This window comes from Pseudomonas sp. OV226, from assembly GCF_003148705.1.
In the GTDB taxonomy this organism is placed as follows: Bacteria; Pseudomonadota; Gammaproteobacteria; order Pseudomonadales; family Pseudomonadaceae; genus Aquipseudomonas.
The window spans coordinates 473944-495044 of the sequence record NZ_QGGS01000003.1; the positions used below are offsets into that span (position 1 = coordinate 473944).

Annotated in this window: 14 protein-coding genes; 6 read left to right on the forward strand and 8 right to left on the reverse strand. The window is 60.9% G+C overall.

Annotation, left to right across the window (positions count from 1 at the left end):
* The first annotated feature begins 351 nt into the window (after positions 1-351).
* Positions 352-669: a hypothetical protein gene (locus C7534_RS08175; RefSeq protein ID WP_077432408.1), complete on the forward strand. Its 318-nt coding sequence runs from the start codon at positions 352-354 to the stop codon at positions 667-669.
* An 82-nt stretch (positions 670-751) separates the two neighbouring features.
* On the opposite strand, the gene C7534_RS08180 is transcribed toward C7534_RS08175, so the two are convergent.
* The 8 genes from C7534_RS08180 to cbiE form a co-directional block, all read right to left on the reverse strand.
* Positions 752-2128 carry a PepSY-associated TM helix domain-containing protein gene (locus tag C7534_RS08180; protein WP_077432409.1) on the reverse strand — a complete coding sequence of 459 codons (1377 nt, stop codon included), beginning with the start codon at positions 2126-2128 and terminating at the stop codon, positions 752-754.
* Positions 2129-2242: 114 nt separating this feature from the next.
* On the reverse strand, positions 2243-4360 hold the full coding sequence (locus tag C7534_RS08185; protein ID WP_109785484.1) for a TonB-dependent copper receptor: 2118 nt from the start codon (positions 4358-4360) through the stop codon (positions 2243-2245).
* 85 nt (positions 4361-4445) lie between these two features.
* A complete protein-coding gene (locus C7534_RS08190; protein WP_109785485.1) occupies positions 4446-4901 on the reverse strand; it encodes a DUF2946 domain-containing protein in 456 nt (151 codons plus the stop codon).
* Positions 4902-4922: 21 nt separating this feature from the next.
* Positions 4923-5402 carry a copper chaperone PCu(A)C gene (locus C7534_RS08195; RefSeq protein WP_077432412.1) on the reverse strand — a complete coding sequence of 160 codons (480 nt, stop codon included), beginning with the start codon at positions 5400-5402 and terminating at the stop codon, positions 4923-4925.
* 48 nt (positions 5403-5450) lie between these two features.
* Entirely contained in the window at positions 5451-5849 is a 399-nt protein-coding gene (locus C7534_RS08200; RefSeq protein ID WP_109785486.1) for a DUF2946 domain-containing protein, read from the reverse strand.
* A gap of 304 nt (positions 5850-6153) precedes the next feature.
* Positions 6154-6882 carry a cobalt-precorrin-6A reductase gene (locus C7534_RS08205; protein ID WP_109785487.1) on the reverse strand — a complete coding sequence of 243 codons (729 nt, stop codon included), beginning with the start codon at positions 6880-6882 and terminating at the stop codon, positions 6154-6156.
* Entirely contained in the window at positions 6879-7976 is a 1098-nt protein-coding gene (locus tag C7534_RS08210; RefSeq protein WP_109785488.1) for a cobalt-precorrin-5B (C(1))-methyltransferase, read from the reverse strand. Before C7534_RS08210 ends, C7534_RS08205 begins: the two co-directional genes overlap by 4 nt.
* Positions 7969-9180, reverse strand: coding sequence for a precorrin-6y C5,15-methyltransferase (decarboxylating) subunit CbiE (gene cbiE / locus C7534_RS08215; protein ID WP_109785489.1), 1212 nt, complete (start codon positions 9178-9180; stop codon positions 7969-7971). Before cbiE ends, C7534_RS08210 begins: the two co-directional genes overlap by 8 nt.
* Before the next feature lie 144 nt (positions 9181-9324).
* Here cbiE and cobG point away from each other — a divergent pair, with 144 nt between their 5' ends.
* The 5 genes from cobG to C7534_RS08240 all read left to right on the forward strand — a co-directional run bounded on the left by cobG (position 9325) and on the right by C7534_RS08240 (position 21079).
* Positions 9325-10632, forward strand: a complete 1308-nt coding sequence (gene cobG, locus C7534_RS08220) for a precorrin-3B synthase (protein WP_335739949.1) — start codon at positions 9325-9327, stop codon at positions 10630-10632.
* Positions 10625-11251, forward strand: a complete 627-nt coding sequence (locus C7534_RS08225) for a precorrin-8X methylmutase (RefSeq protein ID WP_046033007.1) — start codon at positions 10625-10627, stop codon at positions 11249-11251. Before cobG ends, C7534_RS08225 begins: the two co-directional genes overlap by 8 nt.
* On the forward strand, positions 11251-11982 hold the full coding sequence (locus tag C7534_RS08230; protein ID WP_046033006.1) for a precorrin-2 C(20)-methyltransferase: 732 nt from the start codon (positions 11251-11253) through the stop codon (positions 11980-11982). Before C7534_RS08225 ends, C7534_RS08230 begins: the two co-directional genes overlap by 1 nt.
* Positions 11982-13691, forward strand: coding sequence for a precorrin-3B C(17)-methyltransferase (gene cobJ / locus C7534_RS08235; protein ID WP_109785491.1), 1710 nt, complete (start codon positions 11982-11984; stop codon positions 13689-13691). Before C7534_RS08230 ends, cobJ begins: the two co-directional genes overlap by 1 nt.
* 269 nt (positions 13692-13960) lie before the next feature.
* The gene (locus C7534_RS08240; protein WP_109785492.1) at positions 13961-21079 is read left to right on the forward strand and encodes a TcdA/TcdB pore-forming domain-containing protein; all 7119 of its coding nucleotides are present in this window, start codon (positions 13961-13963) and stop codon (positions 21077-21079) included.
* Positions 21080-21101 lie beyond the last annotated feature (22 nt).

The window sequence follows — 21101 nt, forward strand, 5'->3', positions numbered from 1 at the left end:
GCCATCGCGAGCAAGCTCGGCTCCTACAGGGTCACGCAGCGCCATCGCGATACGGGTTCATGCAATTCCTGTAGGAGCCGAGCTTGCTCGCGATGGGGTCTTAGGGTCAGAGCGTCATTTTGCGTTACACAGTAACACTAAAAATGACCGCAAGATAAGCGCGGGGAGTCTACAGACCTCTCTAATCCGCGCATCTCGCCTGTTTCATGATGAAGATGAGACCGATTCAGTTTGCTGGTTTGAGATTCATTCAATCGCCAAAAGTTATGCCGGACTGTCATTTGTGACAGTAGACCGTGGTCCTCGCGAGCGTTAGCGTTAAATCTCTTCATGGGCAGAGAGATACTGATCATGCCGATCTTCACCATCACAACATTGGCCTGTGTGCTGGTTCTATGGAGCGCTGCCGCGGCCACTGCCGGACAAGACTGCATCAGCGCCTGGAAGCAGAATCCTGTTAGCCAAAGCTGCAAGGAGTACTCAAATGCTACCTCGCCAGATCAGGTCGTGCCGATGGTCATCGACCTGCAGAATGGCCAGTGTCGAATGACCGTTACTTGCGAGAATCAGTACGGTGGTGGCGTACCCAATCTGTCCCGGGACATCGACATGGACGCATTGAGTAGTGTCCACAATTGCAACGGCTACCTTCAGGTTGATCCTTGCTGAGGCGGGTAACTTGAACGGGGCCAGAGCGAGCACCAGCCCCTATTCCTCATGTTGCTTGCACGGTTCGGTATCCGTTCATTACTCAGACAACCGGGCCCGTTTCAGTTTGTCGAGTCAGGCGTGCCAGCAGCACCCGGTCCAGCGCCCAGACCACCACCATGGAAGCCCCCACCAGCGGAAACATCACGCCCAGTGCGAGCATGATGACCGTCGCGGTTTTCCACTTCGGCAGGTCGTGGCGCAGCGGTGGAACGCCGAACTTGCCTTGCGGACGGCGCTTCCACCAGATCACCACGCCGCTGACGGCGCTGAGCAGAATCATCAGGCAAATCAGCAGGACGATGATCTGGTTGACCACGCCGAACATCTTGCCTTCATGCAGCATCACGCCGATTTCGGTGGCGCGGGCGACGGTGCCGTACTGTTCGAAACGCACATCGGCGAGGACTTCACCGCTGTATTGATCGACATGCAGCGTGGCGTCGTTGCGCGGGTCGTCGGCGAACACGGCGATGGTGAACACGCCCGTCGCGGTTTTCGGGAAGGTGATGCTGTAACCCGGCTCGACGTTGCGTTGCTCGGCGATGTCCTGCACGTCTTGCAGGCTGATGGTCGGTGCGGCGGGGCCGGCTTGCGTGCCGCCGTGGGCCATGTGTTGGGCGTGGTCGCCAGACATCGGCATCGGCGTGTTTTCCATCGCCCACGGCACGGTCTGGCGCGTGGCGGTGTTGAGGCTGCGGGCCTGTTCATCGGATTTGGGCACGTTGTCCCACATGGCGGCCGGGAACACGTTCCAGACGCCTGCGTATTTCTCTCCCCAGAAACCGGTCCAGGTCATGCCGCTGAGCAACATCACCAACAGCAACGACGCGCCCCAGAAACCGGTCACGGCGTGCAGGTCACGCCACAGCACACGACCGCGACTGCTCAGGCGCGGCCACAAAATGCCCGCTGCCTGGCCGCGCGGCCACCACAGGAACACACCAGACACCACCAGCACGATGCCCCAACCGGCGGCCATTTCGATCAGTCGATCACCGACGGTGCCGATCATCAGCTCGCCGTGAATCGCCCGTGCGATGGCTTGCAGGTTCTTCTTGGCGTCTTGCTCACCGAGGATGTCGCCGTGGTACGGATCAATGAACACGTTCAATTCGGTGCCGCCGTTGATCACGACGAATTGCGCACTGCGTTCGGCGTTGACCGGCGGCAGGTACTGTTTGATCGTTGCCTGTGGATAAGCCTCTTTCACGCGCTTGAGCAGGTCATCGGCGGACACGGTGTGGTGGCCGGCCGGGACGTTCATCAGGCTGCCGTACATCAACGGATCGAGTTGCGGTTTGAACAGGTAGAGAGTGCCGGTCAGGGCCAGCATCACCATAAAAGGCGCCACGAACAGACCGGCATAGAAATGCCAGCGCCAGGCCAGGTTGTAGAAATTCACTTTGGGCTGTTTCATCGGTTGTGCTCCGCTTGGCGTTTTAATTGTTTGTGAAAGATCGCAGCCTCGTTTCACTCGACAGCTCCTACAGGGGGTGCGCGTGGCGTAGCCTGCGATCTTTTACTTTTCTTGTTAGAAGCTCATGTCCACCTTGGTCCAGAGCGTTCGCCCCGGTTCTTTAATGGCTTGCGGGTCATTGGCCGGGTAGCCAAAACCGGCGTTGCCGGCCAGGTTCAAATGCTCGGCGTAGGCCTTGCCGAACAGGTTGTCGACGCCCGTGCTGACCTTCCAGTTCTGGTTGATCCGGTAGGCACCGTTGAGCGAGAACACGCCAAAACCCGGGGTCTTGCCGAAGTCCTTGCCGACCACATTGCCCTTGTTCAGGTCGATGCGGTTTTGCGCCGCGACCACGCGCCACAAGGCCCCGGCGCTCCAGTTGTCTTCGCTGTAGGTCAGGCCGAAACGCGCATCCAGTGGCGGCATTTGCGGCAGCGCGTTGCCGTCGCTGCTGTTCTTGCCCCAGGCGTAGGCCAGGGTGGCGTCGGTTTTCCAGTTGGACGTCAGTTGATACGCCGCACCGAGCTCGCCGCCCATGATTCGCGCGTCGATGTTCTGTGCCTGGGAGGTGGTGCCCATCATGGTCGGGGTGTAGTTGAACAGGATGTAGTCGTGCACTTTGCCGATGTAACCCGAGGCCCAGGCTTCGAGGTCTTGGTTTTTGTATTGCAGGCCGAAGTCGATCTGCGTGGTTTTCTCGGGCTTGATCGAATCGAAGGCATTCACCGAGCCGGCGGGGCCGTTCTTGGGTGAAAAGAGTTCCCAGTAATCCGGGAAACGCTCGGTGTGGCCGAGGCCCGCATACAGGGTGGTTGGGCTGTCAGCCAGGTCATGTTCATAACGCACGAAGCCGCTGGGCAGGGTGTCAGCGCGGGTGTCGTCGGCAGTCGGGTTGGGGCGCGTCATCATCCCCGAGCCGATGGTTTGCCGGTAATCCTTGACCGTCGCGCGATCCAGGCGTGCGCCGGTAATCAGCCGGTCACGGTCGGCGGCGTACCAGGTCAGTTCGCCGAAGACGCCGTAGTTGTGGAAGTCGGCGTCCTCGGTGTATGGCAGGTTTTTGTAGGTGTCGATGCCCATGCTGCCGCGCTGGCGGTGTTCGCTGGTTTGCGCGTCGATGCCGCTGATCAGCTGAATGTCGGCCCAGCGCCAGGTGCCTTTGATTCGTGCGCCGAGGGTTCGGCGGTCCACGTTCGACGCCATCGGCCCGGACATCATCCCGGTGCCGGAGGGCGTGCGCAGGGTGTAGTTGTCCATCACGTGGTCGGCGTAGTTGTAGTAAATCTGCGCCTCGACCTTGTCCAGCACGTCGCCGATGTTCGACTTCTCGAAACGCAGGCCCAGGCTTTCGCGCCTGAACTGCGAACCGTCCATGCCGCGCCCGGCGTAACGCGCTTCACCGTCGCCTTTGCCGGCGGTCAATTCCAGCAGTGTGTCGGCGTCCGGGGTCCAGCCGAGCACGACGTCACCGTTCCACTTGTCGTAGCGCGACGGCACGGTGTCGTTGTTGCCGTCGCGGTAGTCGTCGGAATGCGCGGTGTTGCCGATCACCCGCACGTACCCCAGCGAGCCACCGGCAGCGGCGTCCACTACTTTGTCGAAACGACCGTTGGAACCGCCCAATACGCTGGCGTTCACCCGCGAGCCGAGTTCGCCGAAGCTTTCCGGTTCACGGTCGAACAGGATGGTCCCGGCCGAAGCACCCGGGCCCCAGAGCACGGTTTGCGGGCCTTTGATGACGGTGAGTTTGTCGTAGGTTTCCGGCGAAAGGTAGGAGGTGGGGGCATCCATCCGGCCGGGGCAGGCGCCGAGTAACTGGCCGCCGTTGGTGAGGATGTTCATCCGCGAGCCGAACATGCCGCGCAGCACCGGGTCGCCATTGGTGCCGCCGTTACGCACGAGGGCGAAGCCGGGGATGGTTTTCAGGTAGTCGGCACCGTCGCTGGCCGGCACGGGTTGGCGCGGGTCCTTGGGGTTGGTGACGATGGTCAGCGGTGAACTCGGGGCGATCGCGGTGATCACCGTCGGGCTCAGTTCTTCAGCGTGGCCGGCGTGTTCATTAGCCATCGCCATCGGGGTCAATAAGGCGCCACACAGCAATGCGGTGGCGTGCCTGAAACGAACACTGGATTCGTTCAGGGCGAAAGTTGCTTGGGCAGCGCTCAAGCGTGAGTCAGCAGAAAACCTGGACATGACAATTTCCATCGAACAGTCGTAAACGACACGGCCGGCAGCCTTTGGCTGTCTTCTAAACCGTGTGAAATCAGCGGTGGGGTGTTTACGCGACGACGGGTGGGGCGCGGGTTCGGGCGCCGGGGAAGACGGTTTGCCGGGCGTGGCCCAGGCGGGTGGACGGGGTGGTGAACGTGGGGGCTGGCGGGGTATCGAAGGCGGTAAACGAAACACCGCCGGTCAGCGCCGGGCAATTGAACAGCAGGCTGCAATAGCCGCATTTTTCCCAGATCGCGTGGTGCGACGTGGTAGGCGGGCAATGCTCGGCAGTGGGTTGCGCGCCGTGGTCGGCGTGCTCCATTGCCGACATATCCATGTCCATGCTCATGTCCATCGACATGTTCATGGTCATTGAAGAGGCGCGTTGATCCATCGGCATCGACTGAGAAATCAGCGGTCCGATAAAGATCATCAGCATGGCGAACAGGCTGATCCAGCTGCCGCGCGTCAGGCTCAAGGACTGACGACGTGACGCGGATGACTTGGCGCTAAGCGGGCGCATGGGCGTGTTCAGCTCAGTCGATTACTGGGCGTGGGCGTGCATCTGCGTATCTTCCTGTGGCTTCTTCTGCACCGCGACTTCGACGGTCACGTCACCGGCTTTTTCGAAGTGCATTGTCAGCGGGAAGTGTTTGCCATCGCTCAGCAGGCTGCGGTCTTTCAGGTTTACCAGCATCACGTGATAGGCCATCGGCGCAAACGTGACGTTGCCGCCGGCAGGGATGTCGACGCTCGGCACCTGCTGCATTTTCATCAGATCCTTTTGCATGATGTGTTCATGCAACTGGGCTTCGCCGGCAATGGGCGAGTCAACGCTGAGCAGTCGGTCAGCCGTTTTGCCTTTGTTGTCGATCACAAAATACGCAGCAACGGTCGGCGCGTTGGGCGGCAATTCTTGCGACCACGGATGAGCGATTTCCAGTTCGCCGACTTTATATTCGTGGGCATTGGCAAAGCAGGCAGGCAGCAGCAACGCGGCCAGAACGATGAGTTTGTTCAACATGGCAGTTCTCCAGAGCGATTCAAAACGCAGGTCAATTGCGAGAAGGAATCACACCAGAGGGGAAGCGCGGGGGTTGAGGCTGGGCCATTGCTGGCGCGGTGTAGGGGTATCGAGTGTGGTGGCGGGCAGGCTTCGATTGGATTCGAACTGCGCGAAGTACAACTGTGGTTCGTGCCCCGGCAACGCCACCAGTGGCGCGGAGCCCGAGCAGCACCAGCAATGCTGCATGTTGGAATGATCGTCGCCTTGTGGTGCTTTCTGCTCCAGCGTGCCTAGGGAAATCGCCACCATTTTGGTGCCGCTGGACGTGCAGAAACTGCCCCACAACAACTGCTCGGCCGGCGACTTCGCCGTTTGTGCCATCGCGTTGCTCATCGGCATGGCGAGCATGTTGAACAGCACTGCGAAGCAGGCGATCCAGGCAATTGCAAGCCGATGTCGGGACATGGGACAAATCCGGTTGAGTGGGCGATCAAGCGCGGCTATTTAGCCTGATCAGGGGCGATAAGTAAAAAAGCGGCGTGCGGTGTGGTGTCGCAGTGCCATGCATTTATAAATTTATGATAGTCGCGAATTTCAGATTGCCAGTGCCGTCCAGCGCCGATCACGAACTTTTTGTAGCAGCTGCCGAAGGCTGCGTCCGGCTGCGAAGCAGTCGTAAAATCAGGCACCTCGATTTTTCAGGTTAACCGTGGATGCAGGATTTACGACTGCTTCGCAGCCGGACGCAGGCTTCGCCAGCTGCTACGGGTCATGTGTTGATCTCAGCTGTCAGGGCGGCCAGCACGTCTGCCACCGCCCCAAACTCCCGATCAACCCCCGGCAACACCGGTCGCTTCAACACAATCACCGGCACCCCGCGCTCCCGTGCCACGTCCAGCTTCGGCTCGGTGGCGGTGCTGCCGCTGTTTTTGCTGATCAGCACATCGATCTGCCGACGTTCGAAGAGCTCGCGTTCATCGCCAAGCAGAAACGGCCCGCGTGCGCCGATCACTTCGCAGCGCTCGTTGCCGGGGTAAACGTCCAGCGCACGCAAGGTCCAGAATTGCTCCGGCGGGATTTCGTGCAGGTGCTGCAAGGGTTCGCGGCCGAGGGTGAACAGGGGGCGGTGGAAGGGTTTCAGGGCGTCGATCAGTTCGGCCCAGTCGCCGACTTCGCGCCAGTCATCCCCGGCCTGAGGTTGCCAGGCCGGACGGCGCAGTGCCCAGCAGGCGATGCCGGTCAACTGCGCGGCAGTGGCGGCGTTCTGGCTGATTTGTGCGGCGTAGGGATGGGTGGCGTCCAGCAGCAGGTCAATGCCTTCATCGCGAATGAACTGCGCCAGACCCTCCGCGCCGCCGTAGCCGCCGACGCGCACCTGGCAGGTCAAATCGCTCGGCACGCGACCCACGCCGGCCAGGCTATAGAGGTGTTGCGCCCCGAGGGTTCGAGCGATGGCCAGGGCTTCCGTCACGCCGCCGAGCAGCAAAATGCGCTTCATTGAAAAGCCCCCGCATGACCGACGATCCCGCCCTGGCGGTCGATGGCAAACACTTCGACCTGAACCTGCGCCGGCACCACGCTGCGAGCAAAATCCAGGGCGTGCTGGCACACCGCATCACCCAGCGCGATGCCTGCCGCGCTGGCCATGGCCAAGGCCTGCTGGCTGGTGTTGGCCTCGCGAATGGCCTGTTGCAGCGTTTCATCAGCGCCAACCGCCGCTGCCCATTCCGCCAGTTGCGGCAGGTCGATGCTGGAGTGCCGGCTGTGCAAATCCATGTGCCCGGCCGCCAGTTTGCTGATCTTGCCGAAGCCGCCGCACAGGCTGAGTTTATCCACAGGCACTTTGCGCAGGTGTTTGAGCACGGCGCCCACGAAGTCGCCCATTTCGATCAGGGCGATTTCCGGCAGGTCGTAGACCCGGCGCATGGTGTCTTCGCTGGCGTTGCCGGTGCACGCGGCGATGTGCAGGTAACCATTGGTTTTGGCGACGTCGATGCCTTGGTGGATCGAGGCGATATACGCCGCACAGGAGAACGGCCGGACGATGCCGCTGGTACCGAGAATCGAAAGCCCGCCAAGAATCCCCAGTCGTGGGTTCATGGTTTTCAGCGCCAGGGCTTCGCCGTCCTCGACATTAACGGTGACCTCGAAACCGCCGCTGTAACCGAACTCTTCGGCCAACAACCTCAGGTGATCGCTGATCATCTTGCGTGGCACTGGGTTGATCGCCGGCTCGCCGACGCCGAGCACCAGCCCAGGCCGAGTCACCGTGCCGACGCCGCGACCGGCGTTGAAGCGTATGCCCGGCTCGGCGCTCAGGCGCACTTGCGTAAACAGCAGGGCGCCGTGGGTCACGTCAGGGTCATCGCCGGCATCCTTGATCGTCCCGGCTTCGGCGCCGTCGTCCGTCAGGCGACAAAACTCCAGGCGCATCTGCACCTGCTTGCCCTTGGGCAAAACGATCTCTACCGCGTCAGCACTCATCCCGGCCAACAACAAGCGTGCGGCCGCCAGGCTGGTGGCGGTGGCGCAGCTGCCGGTGGTCAGGCCGCTGCGCAGCGGGGCGGGTTGCTCGGCGGTTTCGTCACGCATCGCAGGGCTTCGTCACGTCCAGCAAGGTAATCGGCAACGCCTGACGCCAGGTGTCGAACTCTCCCAGCGGCTGGGCCTGAGCAATGTGGATGCGGGTCAATTCACCGCCGTGCTGTTCGCGCCAGGCCATCAGGGTCATTTCACTTTGCAGCGTCACGGCGTTGGCAATCAGTCGCCCACCGGGTTTGAGTTGTGCCCAGCAGGTGTCGAGCACGCCTTCGCGGGTGACACCGCCACCGATGAAAATCGCGTCCGGGCGTTCGAGCCCGGCGAGCGCCTGTGGCGCACTGCCACGGATCAGCTGCAAGCCGGGAACGCCAAGGGCGTCGCGGTTCAATTCGATCAACTGTTGGCGGCCCGCATCGGCTTCGATCGCCAGTGCACGACAACCGGGGTGCGCGCGCATCCACTCGATGCCAATCGAGCCGCTGCCCGCGCCGACATCCCACAGCAGTTCACCGGGCACCGGCGCCAGGCGCGCGAGGGTGATGGCGCGAACGTCGCGCTTGGTCAGTTGCCCATCGTGCTTGAACGCAGAGTCTGGCAGCCCGGCCAGGCGCGAAAGACGCGGAGTGTTCGGTTCGGCGATGCACTCGATGGCGATCAGGTTCAGATCGGCGACCGTCGGATCATTCCAGTCATTGGCAACGCCTTCGATGCGCCGCTCGGCCTCACCGCCCAGATGCTCCAGCACCGTGAGGCGGCTCGGACCGAAACCGCGTTCACGCAGTAACCGGGCAATTACGGCAGGGCTGTGGCCGTCGTTGCTCAAGACCAGCAGGCGCACGCCGCTGGACAGATGGGCGTTCAGTGCGGCGACCGGGCGGGCCACCACCGACAGCGTCACGACCTCTTGCAAGGGCCAGCCCATTCGCGCCGCCGCCAGCGAGCAGGAGGAGGGGGCGGGCAGAATCTGCATTTCAGCTGCCGGCACTTGCCGCGCCAGGCTGGCGCCGACGCCAAAGAACATCGGATCGCCGCTGGCCAGCACGCACACCGGCTCGCCTCGATGGGCCAACATCGGCTCCAGGGAAAAAGGACTCGGCCACAACTGCCGCTCGCCACGAATGCACACGGGCAACAAATCCAGTTGACGCTGACCGCCAATAATCCGCGAAGCACGCAGCAGCACGTGCCGGGCATTTCTGCCCAGGCCTTTGAAGCCGTCTTCACCGATTCCCACTACTGTCAGCCAGGGTGACATCTGCAGCCCTCAAAAATAGTTCGCAATCGGACAGTTCCGACGGGCAGGCTTTTCATGCCGCCTGACAAAGCAGGCATAATACCGCGCCTTCGCCCGCGAAGCGCCTTTCCCACAGAGCCGGTCGCCCCTTTGAACGAACGTCCGATGTCCACTGCCTTACGCCCCTCGGCTTGCCCGGGGTTGCTACGTATCGTTCAGGCATTGGATGGCGGTATCTGCCGGATCAAATTGAATGGCGGTTCGATCAGTGCCGCTCAGGCTGAGGCGGTGGCTTGTGCAGCCGAGCGCTTTGCTGGCGGTGTGATCGAGGCGACCAACCGCGCCAACCTGCAAATTCGCGGGATCGGTACGCAGCACGGGGCGTTGATCGACAGCCTGATGGCGGCCGGGCTGGGCCCGAGCACTGTCGCTGGCGATGATGTGCGCAACCTGATGCTCAGCCCGAGCGCCGGGATCGATCAGCACATGTTGATCGACACACGTCCGTTGGCCGGGCAGATTCTCGCCTCCCTGCAAAACCACGAACCCTTCCATGACCTCAGCGCCAAATTCGCCGTGCAACTCGATGGCGGCGAAGCCTTGGCCATGCTCGAACATCCGCATGACCTGTGGCTTTCTGCGGTCGAGTGGAACGGCGAACAGCGCTGGGCGTTTGGTCTGGCCGGTTGCCAGACAGACGTGCCCGTCAGTTCGGTGGCGCTGGATCAGGGCCATGCGCTGGTCGTTGCGGTGCTTGAAGTGTTTCTGGAACGGGCGCGCCCGGATCAGACGCGCATGCGTCATTTGCTCGCTGAATGTCCGCTCGACGAGTTTCTCGCTGATCTGGCCGAACGCGTTCCGCTGATGCCCGTCACCGATTGGCAGCGCGACGCGAGTGCCGGCATCCTGCACATCGGCGCTCATCCGCAGCGTGACGCCGGGCAGGTGTATGTCGGCGCCGTACCGCCGCTGGGACGCCTCGACCCCGCCATGCTCCGGGGCGTCGCCCGACTGGCTCGGGAGAAGGGCGATGGCAGCGTGCGCTTTACCCCGTGGCAAAGCCTGTTGCTGCCCGCTGTCCAGCGCGTCGATGCGCCGTACGTTATCCACAGTCTTGAACAACTGGGCCTGCAATGCTCGGCCGATGATGCCTTGGCCCGACTGATTGCCTGCACCGGTTCGACCGGGTGCGGCAAAGGCCTGGCCGACACCAAGGGCGATGCCCGGCAACTGGCGGCGCTGCTGCAACGTCACGGGCATGCGTTGAACGTTCATCTGTCCGGTTGCACGCGTTCCTGCGCGGCGGCGCACCGGGCGCCGATCACCTTGCTGGCGGTTTCTGCCGGTCGCTACGACCTCTATTTTCGCGATGCAGCACAGCCCGGTTTCGGCGCGCTGCACGCCCGCAGTCTTACTATTGAAGCGGTCGCAGCCTTGCTCGACGACCGCTCACGGAGCCCCCTGGATGCTTGATTACATACGCGACGGTCAGGAGATCTATCGCAACTCCTTCGCGATCATTCGCGCCGAGGCCAACCTGGCACGAATCCCCGCCGACCTGGAGAAACTCGCAGTGCGCGTGATCCACGCCTGCGGCATGGTCGATGCCATCGACGGCTTGCAGTTTTCCGAAGGCGCGGGCAAGGCCGGGCGCGATGCGCTGGCGGCCGGTGCGCCGATTCTGTGCGACGCGCGGATGGTCAGCGAAGGCGTGACCCGCGCGCGCCTGCCAGCCAACAATCAGGTGATTTGCACACTGCGCGACGACAGCGTTCCAGAGCTTGCCCGCGAGTTGGGCAACACCCGCTCCGCCGCCGCGCTGGAACTGTGGCGCCCGCACCTGGAAGGCAGCGTCGTGGTCATCGGCAATGCGCCGACCGCGCTGTTCTACCTGCTGGAAATGCTCGACGCCGGCGCGCCGAAACCGGCCCTGATCCTCGGCTTCCCGGTGGGCTTCGTCGGCGCTGCCGAGTCCAAGGCCGCGCTCGCCGCCGACAGTCGCGGCGTGCCGTTTGTCATCATGCAAGGCCGACTGGGTGGCAGTGCCATGGCCGCCGCCGCTGTTAATGCCCTCGCCACGGAGATCGAATGATGCAGCAACCTGGACGCTTGATTGGCCTGGGCGTCGGCCCCGGTGATCCGGAGTTGATTACCGTCAAAGCCCTGCGCCTGTTGCGCGAATCCCCGGTGGTGGCGTACTTCGTCGCCAAGGGCAAAAAGGGCAATGCCTTCGGCATCATCGAAGCGCATCTGCAAGACGCACAAACGCTGCTGCCGTTGGTGTACCCGGTAACCACCGAGGCATTGCCGGCACCGCTGTCCTATGAGCAAGTGATCAGCGATTTCTACGATGCGGCCGGCGAAGAACTCGCCGCGCATCTGGACGCGGGCCGTGACGTCGCGGTGATCTGCGAAGGTGATCCGTTCTTCTACGGCTCTTACATGTACCTGCACGATCGACTGGCCGAGCGCTATGAAGCCGAAGTCGTGCCGGGGGTCTGCTCGATGCTCGGCGGCGCTTCGGTGCTGGGCGCGCCGCTGGTGTACCGCAATCAGAGTTTGTCGGTGCTGTCCGGTGTGCTGCCTCACGACGACCTCAAGCGTCGGCTGGCCGATGCCGATGCGGCGGTGATCATGAAGCTGGGGCGCAATTTCCCCAAGGTCCGTCAGGTGCTCGAAGAACTCGGTCTGGCAGACCGCGCGCTGTACGTCGAACGCGCAACCATGGCCAATCAGAAAATAGTGCCGCTCAATGAGGTCGAGCCGATGTCCTCGCCGTACTTCTCGCTGATTATCGTGCCCGGCGAACGGTGGCAAGGCTGATGGCCCGTCCCGTTCCGGCGATTGTCATTCTGGGCAACGGCAGCCTTGCGACCGCGCGCAAGATTCAGCAGGTTTACCCCGGCGCATTGATCCACGGCCTGGCTGAACGGGTTGAAGGCGCAGACCGTGTCTATCACGAGTTCGGCGCAACCTTGCGTGAGTTCTATCAACAGGACACGCCGATCATCGCCCTGTGTGCGGCGGGCATTGTCATTCGCACGCTCGCACCGTTGTTGCTCGAAAAAGGCGCCGAGCCGCCGGTGCTGGCGGTGGCCGAAGACGGCAGCGCCGTGGTGCCGCTGCTCGGCGGGCTCGGTGGTGTGAACGTCATGGCCCGGGAGATCGCTGACGGTCTCGACGTTGCGGCAGCGATTACCACCAGCGGTGAATTGCGCTTTGGCACCTGCCTGCTCAATCCGCCAAGTGGTTACGCGTTGGGTGATCTGGAACTGGGTAAACGCTTTGTCTCGGATTTGCTCGCCGGCCAGAGCGTGCGCATCGAAGGCGCGGCGCCATGGTTGGCGCAGGCGCAATTGCCCGAGGATCCGCAGGCGCAGTTGTCGATTCACGTTGGCAGTGCCGAGCGCCTGCCTGCGGCTAATGAATTGCTGATCTACCCGCGCAGCGTGCTGGTGGCGGTGAATGGCGATGTGGCGGAGCTGCCGAATGCGATTCGCGCGGCGCTGCATCAGGCGAACATCGCCGTGCAATCGCTGGCGTGCCTGGTGGCCAGCGAGCGGCACATGGCCAACCCGGCCTTGCGTGAAGCGGCGCTTGAACTGGGCGTGCCGCTGCGTTTTGCGACGTTCAGCGGCAGCGGCAGCGTCGGCGAACTGGCCCGCCACAGCGTGCCGGACGCTGCCGTCGTTTCGGCGGACTTGGGTCTTGCTATTGCAGTGGCCAGCCAACCGCTGGACCCCGCCCGCATCGGTCGTGCGCGCGGTCGTCTGGCGGTGATCGGCCTGGGCCCTGGCGCCGCCGAACTGATGGTGCCGGCGGTCAAGGCCGAACTGGCGCGTGCCAATGATGTGCTCGGTTATGAAACCTACGTGCGCATGGCCGGCCCGTTTCGCGACGATCAGGTGCTGCACTGCACCGATAACCGTGAGGAAATGCAGCGCGCTCGCCATGCGTTTGAACTGGCAGCCCAGGGGCGTTCGGTGGTGGTCGTCTCGTCCGGCGATCCCGGCGTGTTCGCCATGGCGGCCGCGGTGCTCGAAGCGCTACACGAATCGAATGAGCCCACATGGCACAGCGTTGATCTGGAGATCCTTCCGGGTGTTTCTGCTTCCCTGGCAACCGCGGCTCAGGCCGGCGCGCCGTTGGGGCACGACTTCTGCGTGATGTCCCTGTCGGACAACCTCAAGCCTTGGGCAATCATCGAGAAACGTCTGGACCTGGCGTCTCAGGCGGACCTGGCGCTGGCGTTCTACAACCCGATCTCCCGTTCGCGTCCCTGGCAGTTGGGGCGGGCACTGGAGATCGTCGCGCAACACCGCACCGCGCAAACGCCGGTGGTGTTGGGACGAGACATCGGGCGTCCGGGCCAGACCTTGCGCGTCACCACGCTGGGGCTATTGACCCCGGATCAAGTGGACATGCGCACGATGGTGCTGATCGGCTCCTCCACCACCTGTGTGTTCCCGCGTGCCGAGGGTGGCGAGTGGGTGTATACGCCGCGCTGGTATGGCGATAAGCCAACTTCATAATAGTCAGCGGCCTCATTCTGAGGCCGCACTCTATCGGCTGCTGTTCAATTAATATCAATCTCTTGCAACACTGTTATTAAAAGTGCGGCTGTAAGTTAATGTTTTTAACTGCCGGTGCAGCGGGTTGTTGTTGCGGTTTTCGCATTTCTGAATGTTTTGTTGGTAATCAATTGTCTGTTTTGTTTTTTGAGGCGGAAAATCAATTCGGTTAGTGTTGATTTAACGTTTTAATAAGATCGTCAATTGTTACTCTACAGGGAAGTGTGTTTATGCATGAGCAAGATAAATGTCGTGCTGATGGGTATGTAAGTTTCATCGATCTTTTCAAACTGTCTGATCTTGAACAGGCGTTACATGAACATAAAGGGACTGATGAATACGAGGCGGTGTTTCGGTATTACTTCGGTTGTATTGGTCAACTCGATTTTCCACGGATGCGTGCGCCACTCGGGCTGCTGATCCAGGCATTGGGGTCGTTTGCAAAACCCTCGAGGCGACGCCGACGTTCGGCGGAAGTAAAGGTGCCGGCGGAACCTGGTGAAGGTCAGTCCCCCACCCTGACGAACATTCTCAACCGCGTTGAAAGTTTTCAGGCGCGTTTGTCCAACAGTGTTAAACAATTAACGGTCGCCGCCACCGAAGTGCCGAAAAACCTGCACTTTGTATGGCTAGGCGGTGGCATTGGGGATATTCAGCGCGATTACATCAATGTCTGGAAACAGGCCCTCGCGGGGGAAGGCTATAACCTCAAACTCTGGTATGACAGTGACGCGTTGCTGGCCTACGAGACCAACCGGATTATTGTCGAGGCCGCCAAGGCTGATGCGATGATTAAGGGTGGGGCGACCAGCGAGACCGCGCTTGAACTGGGTGACAAGTACGAAGAGCGAGCGATTGTCCTCAAGCAACAGATGAGCGCGCATATCACCAACGCTGTAAGTCGCGGCGAGAAAGCCGACGATGCTCGCATTGATCTGCTGGTCCGCGCTTATGGACAGCACGAAGCGCACTTGAAAGCCTTGAAGGTCAAAAACAGTGAGAGTCTTTCGGCACTGGTCGAGGGTGCTCTTGAACTTCGTGACCTGGCCAGCAAGGCCACACCGCTGCGCTTGCAGGCTATCTACGATCGAGAGATCAGCCTGCGCGGCAACTTTGCCGCGGCTTCCGATGTGGTCCGCGTCGAGGCCTTGATGGCTGAAGGAGGCAGTTACGCGGATGTCGATAACCTGCCGCCTCTTCCGAACATCCTGGGCGAGGTGGACATCAGCCAATTTGCCCCCGATGCGCGTCTGGGCGTCCTGCAATTGTTGCTGGATCACAATCCCGAATGGATGCCGGGTCGCCAGGCGCTGCGTAGCAAGTACACAAACTATGACCAGGTGATTCCCGAGGAGCATCTTCCCGCGCTGGAACGTTTTGCCAAAAGTCATCCGGCGTTGAACAGCGTTTTTCGCCCGCCGGCAGAGCGTCTGGTGCGTCCGGACGGACTGCGAGCCGTCGCCGAACAAAGCAGTTTGAGTAATGCATTCATCATGGCTCATCCCGGGTCGGCGATGCTGAGCGCCGTGATCGAACGTTTCAGGCTCAACTATGAAATAGTCGATGCCACGACCCGGTTGGCCTTGCAGAGAAAGGTAGCGTTTATCGACGCCGAGGCCATGAGCGGTGTTGCGCGAGAGGTCGTCGAGAACAGATTCGGTTCCTTGGGCGAACTACCGATGGAAGAAGAGTTGTCGCTCGCTTTTCTGACAGAAGCAGCCGCCACCTATTACAGCGACGGGATTCGCCCCCAGAGCGAAGTGACGATCTACCTGACCGGACCCGCTGCGATGCGTGATGCGGTCACGGCCTACGTCAGAATGCACTTCACCCCACAGGCGGCTGAAGCCTGGCGAGACGACGTTGCTATTGCCCCCATCGCGACGGTCAACCGGTCGACCGAGGAGGAGCTGGATCACTCCTGGAAAGAGAACACGAGTGACACCTCCCAATGGCTCGCCAGTGAGCAAAAGCGCTGGCAGGAGGGGCGATTCAAAAACCGTTTCATGGGTGACATGGGGGAACTGCTCAAGTACCAGACCATTGATTTCGAGGAAGGCTGGCCGGTCATCGAGGGGCGCCATGTGTTGTCGACCGACCTGTTGCAGCGCTTGGCTGATGAACTTGGTGAGCCGTTTCTGCAGGCGATGAATGAACAGCGCAGCGATGAGCTGACGTTTGAAAAGGCCGTGCCGTTGAGCTTTGATGACCGGCAATCGATCATCGCCCAGGACGGAAAAGCGCTGCCTCCGGCTTCGCTGAGCGACACGAAGACGCAACGTTTATCCATCGATGAAGTCTTGACCGCCATTGCCAGCGGCTCGCTCCTGACGGCGCAATTGAGCCCCGCGCAGCGACTCTTGCTCGGTGCTTTATTGGGCGCCAAGGCACTGGATAACCGTAGCTTCGAGGCGCTGAGTGCCGAACTCGATAACCTGGCCAACACCGTTCGCGAATTGGGCGTTTCGGGGCGTTATGCGGCCATTGAACGTCAACTCTTCAAACACAATTCGCCGGCCTTCCTGGCGGGAATGAATAGCGCTCCCGGCGAACCGCCAGCGTTCTTTGAGCACGCACTGGAACTCAAGAAAAATGCCCTCGCGCAACCGTTGACCTTGCGCCAATGGGGGCAGCACGTCGCCCGAATCCAAGAGGTCGCGAAGCTTGAATTTCGTGACCGGGTTGTCGAGCGAGTGGGGATTGTTCTGGAAAGTTTCCAGGCGGGTACGGCGAAACTGGTGCCACAGGATTTGTTGTTACAGGGGGCCGGTGAGCGGGTGGGTGGCCGTTGTTATCCATTGGCACTGGCGATGGCCGCGGCGCTGGTACACAGCCCTGCCGCCGCCAATACCCTGCGCGAACGTTTCTACCTTGGGGTCATTGATCCAAAGGAAAACGACTCCGCGGTCTTTCTGCACGCGGTGGAAGAAATGCGCGGCGTGCAACTCAACGAGGTGGGTACATCCCTCGCTCGTTCTGACGTGGCGCAGGTGGTGGCGCTACTGGAAACCAAGACGTCCCCCAGCACCTTGATGCTCAACTCCAATAACCACTCGATGCTGGTGGCGAAAACCTTTGTCGGCGAGCGCGGCCTCTATCACTTCTACGATCCGAACTTCGGTGTGTTCGAGTTTGAGCAACCACTGCTGTTTCGCGAAGCGTTGGAGCAGTTCTTTCTGGAACATGAAATGGCCCAACAGTACGCCGCCTATGGCGACGCCTTGCGGCCAACGTTTGACCTGATCGAGGTGGACGGTACGCGCCTGTCCGAAACGGCGTTGCCTTCCGGTATTCGTGTGGCGGAATTGCTGCAACCCGGCCCGTTGAAGGAGCAGACATTGCCTGCACTCAGGCAGCGCCTGGCCAGTGCTCACGGCGACTCGCTGATGAGTAATCCGCGTCTGGGCAGCAGTCTGTTGGAACTCGACAGCTATGGCTGGAGCCAGCAGATACGCGAGGCGACCACTGAGCTTCTGGAAAAAAATCAGCTGGCGCAGAGGCTTGTCCCGTTATTCGAGACGTTGGAAATTACCCCGGTCGGCGAGTATCGCTTGAGCCTGATCGATCCCGAAAAGCCCGAGCACCTGGTACAAGTCATCACTAACGATCAGCGCTTGCTGCGCATCAAAACCTATTTGTCAGAGCAATTCTCGACGCTGGCGACAAAACCCCGGGCGCCGGTCAATGAGCTGGACCCGACGGGCGCCGGCAGCGTCCATACCTTGAACGCAGGGTTCACCATCCAGGCGCTGATGAACGCGTTGCGCAACCAGGAAGGTGCTGGAAAACCGTTGACGATGGCCGTTCGGTTGCACGCTTACGTCAATTACGCGCAGTTGGTACATGGCAATGCGGTCGATGTTCTTGGGCTGGTCAAACTGGTGCGACAAGCGCTGGCTGAAGAGAAGGTGATCGCTCAAACCTGTGCGCCGGTGGTGAGCGAGGCCTTGGGCCATGTCGCCAATGAAGGCGTGGGTGCGGTGTTGGGCCTGGCCAACGCAGGTTTCGATATCTATCAGTTATCCACGGCCGAAAACGACGTCGAGCGCGCGCAATACGGTACTCAACTGGCATTCGATTCCGCCAGCGTAATGCTGGCAGGGGCCGGAATTGGTGCCGGGGTGGTGGGGGCGAGTACAGCGGCCGCGGTGCTGGGTGGTGCCGGTGTGATTCTGGGTGGCCTGGCGATTGGTGCGGCAGCGCTCGCACAAGGTTTTGCCGTGATTGCCGAAGAGGTCAAACAAGTCGGATTGTTTTTTGACGGGTTGGAACGTGCGCATCGCGAAGGCGGTTATCGGTTCGATGAGGCCGCCAGCGCGTGGCTGCCTCAATCGGCCCTGGTCTTCCAGACGTTGGACCTGAAGGCCCGCACCCTGGCGTTCGGCAGCCCTGAACTGTTCCCCCTGCGTGATCATTTCGGGGTCCCTGACTTTGATGTGGATTACGAGCGAACGATTGATATTCGTCGTGAACTCGGTTTGCCAGGGCGCGCCGCGTTTGCACCCGCTGCGGGTCAGGCCATCGTGCTGCCGTGCACGCCTAAAACGGTTTACGGCTATGAATACAAATGGCTGCCCTTTTCGACACTGCGCCACAGCGTCGGGTTTGATACGGCGCGTCGCCTCGAGAAGAGGACACGGGATGGCACGCGTCTGTTTCTGTTCTCGTTCTATTCGTTTCCCGGTGACTACATTGTCTATCGCCTGAGCCCGGTCTATCAGCCCACGATGATCAATGTTCGGCTGGACGCAATCGCACGCACGCTGGTGGTGCCTGCGCTGCCGACATCGTGGCACGACAAGATCACTTATAAAATCGAAGGCGCAGGGGCGAACTGCTCGCTGGTGCTCAATCCCGGGGTGAAGATCGAACTGGAGTCGCCGAGCCAGGAGACCTCGCGTTGGTTGCTGCAAGCCTCGTGGGCGAAGGAAAGCGATGTTCGAGTGGAGCGTTTTGGCGAACTCTTTATTGGTTCAATCAACGTTGAGTTGAGCGGCAGGGGACGCAATGAAGTCCTGATAAAAATCGGCAAGGATCAAGTGTTCAAGGTCGACTTCACCCAGTTGACGTTGATGGTTATCGAGCAGGACGCGACCCCGGGCATGGATGCCCAGGCATTGCAGGATCACTTCAAGACGTTGGCCCGAGCGCATCGCCTGGGCATGCCCTACACGCCGGTACATCAGTTTCCGGTCCCGTTCGAAAAACCCGATGAACCCAGGTTTACGACCGCCTGGTATGACTCGGCTGTCGATCGCTTTCTGTATTTTCGTGACGATGATCCGGGGGAGGCCGATGGGGCATTATTGGGCGCGGTGGTCGATGGGTATGCGTATTTCTATCACCCGCTGAATTACCTTGTCTGGCAAGTCGACGCAGTGACTGGCCTGCTCCACCGACGTTATCGGCTGTTGCTCGCCGAGGCTGCCGATAGCCTCATTACCCACTGCCAGGAAGCGACGCACGGGGTGATCACTCTCGTGCAGAAGGTCACTCGTAAAGACCGGACGGTGGATGAGTTTGTCTACCAACTGCATGACGGCGAACTGTTCTTGAGTTCGATGACGCGCGACCTGGACCCGACGCTGGCAGCGGTCGTGAGCAAGCGCGAGACACTCGGCGACTGGGCTCAGGTATTGGGAGGGCATGTTGTGTTTGCGCCTGTGCCGGCAAACGGTGTGGTAACCACTGTCGACTGGCAGCCAGCGGCGTACGTCTCGATTTGCTGGAAGGTGGATTCGACGCTGCGCGACCTGGCCTGGATTCGCCGCAGTGACCGCCTGATTGTCCGCCCTGCCGCGCCGCGACACCGGGAGCGAGGCTGGCCGGATTCCATCAAAAATCTCAAAGAGCTCACGCTTGTCCCGCCCACGAATAATGAGGGGGATGTGTTCGTCGTCTACGACAAGGCTGCCGGGCATCTGTCACGCCAGCAACGAATCAACGGGGCCTGGTCTGTTGAACAGATTGAACCCGAAGGGCTGGTGAATGTGGTTGCCATTGAAGAGGAATATCTGGCGCTGACAGATAAAGGTCTGTTTTTCAATGTGACTACCGACGGTCGCCTGCAGTTGGGTGGGGTGACCGATGACTGGCTCAAGGATCGAGCACGTTGGTGGCTGGCGCTGGACAGCGTGGCCGACCAATACCCCGTCGCGAGTTTTGCCATCGTGGGCTTGAGCCAGTTGCACGACCATGCCCGGTTAAGCGCCTGGTACGTGAACGATCGGCTGCTGTTATCCGATCTGGGACGTGGCGAGGAAGTACGCTTGCTGAGCGTTACGCCGGACAGCAGCGCAGCCTGGTTGCTGGCGCTGTCCACCGGTGAAATTTACCGTCAGGGCTTTATCGATCCTGTGCAACTCGACAGTGCATTTGGCCAGGGTTTGCAATTGTTGCAGGCCGGCGTGATACCGGCACCGGTGCGAGAGTGGGGGCCCTGGCGGTTTGCCGAAGTAACAGCAGCAGGCGCAGGACTTCGCGCTACGACGCTTGAAGGGATCAACGTGGAGTTGCGCTATCAGGAGTCGGTGTTGATCACGGGCGTTGATAGCCAATGGGTGGCTGTTCAGACCGCGCCGTTGCAAGACGGTCTCAAGAGGCTGGTCGAAAACCACCGGCACGCGGCGTTCCTTGCGGTTGAGGCACCCGACAGCCTGCAATGGTATGTGTCTGAAACCGGCCGATTGATTCGGGTTTCGAAAGCTTCGAATACCGACGACTTCGAACTGTTGGGGACACAGCAGCAAATCAATGTGTTGCTTCATGAGCGCAAGGACGGGCTGCTGCATACCTACCCGGGCAAGGAGCAGGCCGGCCCCGTGCGTTATGTTCAGCGCAATGCTGAAGTGCTGACCCTCGAAGGGCAGATGACCGTCAGTGACCTGATGCCGTTGATTCCCGACGACGTGCACACATTGGTCCTTCGACTGGGCCAGGGCGCCGTTACTTACTGCTTGTCGAAGGCCGTCTGGTTCAGGTTGGAGTCGGTCATTGTCGACTGCCGGGCAATACCGGGACGTGAGGCGTCAATTCCCGGCAAGTTGATCTGGGCGCTGGACAACACGGAGAAACTGACGCTGAGCAAGGTTCAGGAACACTTGGTCATTGTCGATCCCGACTGTGGGCACAGCCTGATCTTTCGCGACGTGTTCTCGGCGGACGTCACCTTGCAGGGCGAAGTGTTCCTGGCCGTAGAAGGGTATCGATCCTTTGCCGTGTCCGCGTTGGTGAAAGCGTTGCTGATCAAGCTCGGTAACGAGGACAACGTCTTGTTGAGCGAGGTTGTACCGGCGCAGCGCATCGATCTGCCGACCGCAGAGGAGGTTTCGGGCAACGGGTTGAGCTGAGTCCGGTTGACACAAGGCCGCA

What these genes read in the sequence shown, in the direction of transcription:
- C7534_RS08175 (WP_077432408.1), top strand. Translation starts at nt 352, where the DNA reads ATGCCGATCTTCACCATCACAACATTGGCCTGTGTGCTGGTTCTATGG.
- C7534_RS08180 (WP_077432409.1), bottom strand. Translation starts at nt 2,128, where the DNA reads ATGAAACAGCCCAAAGTGAATTTCTACAACCTGGCCTGGCGCTGGCAT.
- C7534_RS08185 (WP_109785484.1), bottom strand. Translation starts at nt 4,360, where the DNA reads ATGTCCAGGTTTTCTGCTGACTCACGCTTGAGCGCTGCCCAAGCAACT.
- C7534_RS08190 (WP_109785485.1), bottom strand. Translation starts at nt 4,901, where the DNA reads ATGCGCCCGCTTAGCGCCAAGTCATCCGCGTCACGTCGTCAGTCCTTG.
- C7534_RS08195 (WP_077432412.1), bottom strand. Translation starts at nt 5,402, where the DNA reads ATGTTGAACAAACTCATCGTTCTGGCCGCGTTGCTGCTGCCTGCCTGC.
- C7534_RS08200 (WP_109785486.1), bottom strand. Translation starts at nt 5,849, where the DNA reads ATGTCCCGACATCGGCTTGCAATTGCCTGGATCGCCTGCTTCGCAGTG.
- C7534_RS08205 (WP_109785487.1), bottom strand. Translation starts at nt 6,882, where the DNA reads ATGAAGCGCATTTTGCTGCTCGGCGGCGTGACGGAAGCCCTGGCCATC.
- C7534_RS08210 (WP_109785488.1), bottom strand. Translation starts at nt 7,976, where the DNA reads ATGCGTGACGAAACCGCCGAGCAACCCGCCCCGCTGCGCAGCGGCCTG.
- cbiE (WP_109785489.1), bottom strand. Translation starts at nt 9,180, where the DNA reads ATGTCACCCTGGCTGACAGTAGTGGGAATCGGTGAAGACGGCTTCAAA.
- cobG (WP_335739949.1), top strand. Translation starts at nt 9,325, where the DNA reads ATGTCCACTGCCTTACGCCCCTCGGCTTGCCCGGGGTTGCTACGTATC.
- C7534_RS08225 (WP_046033007.1), top strand. Translation starts at nt 10,625, where the DNA reads ATGCTTGATTACATACGCGACGGTCAGGAGATCTATCGCAACTCCTTC.
- C7534_RS08230 (WP_046033006.1), top strand. Translation starts at nt 11,251, where the DNA reads ATGCAGCAACCTGGACGCTTGATTGGCCTGGGCGTCGGCCCCGGTGAT.
- cobJ (WP_109785491.1), top strand. Translation starts at nt 11,982, where the DNA reads ATGGCCCGTCCCGTTCCGGCGATTGTCATTCTGGGCAACGGCAGCCTT.
- C7534_RS08240 (WP_109785492.1), top strand. Translation starts at nt 13,961, where the DNA reads ATGCATGAGCAAGATAAATGTCGTGCTGATGGGTATGTAAGTTTCATC.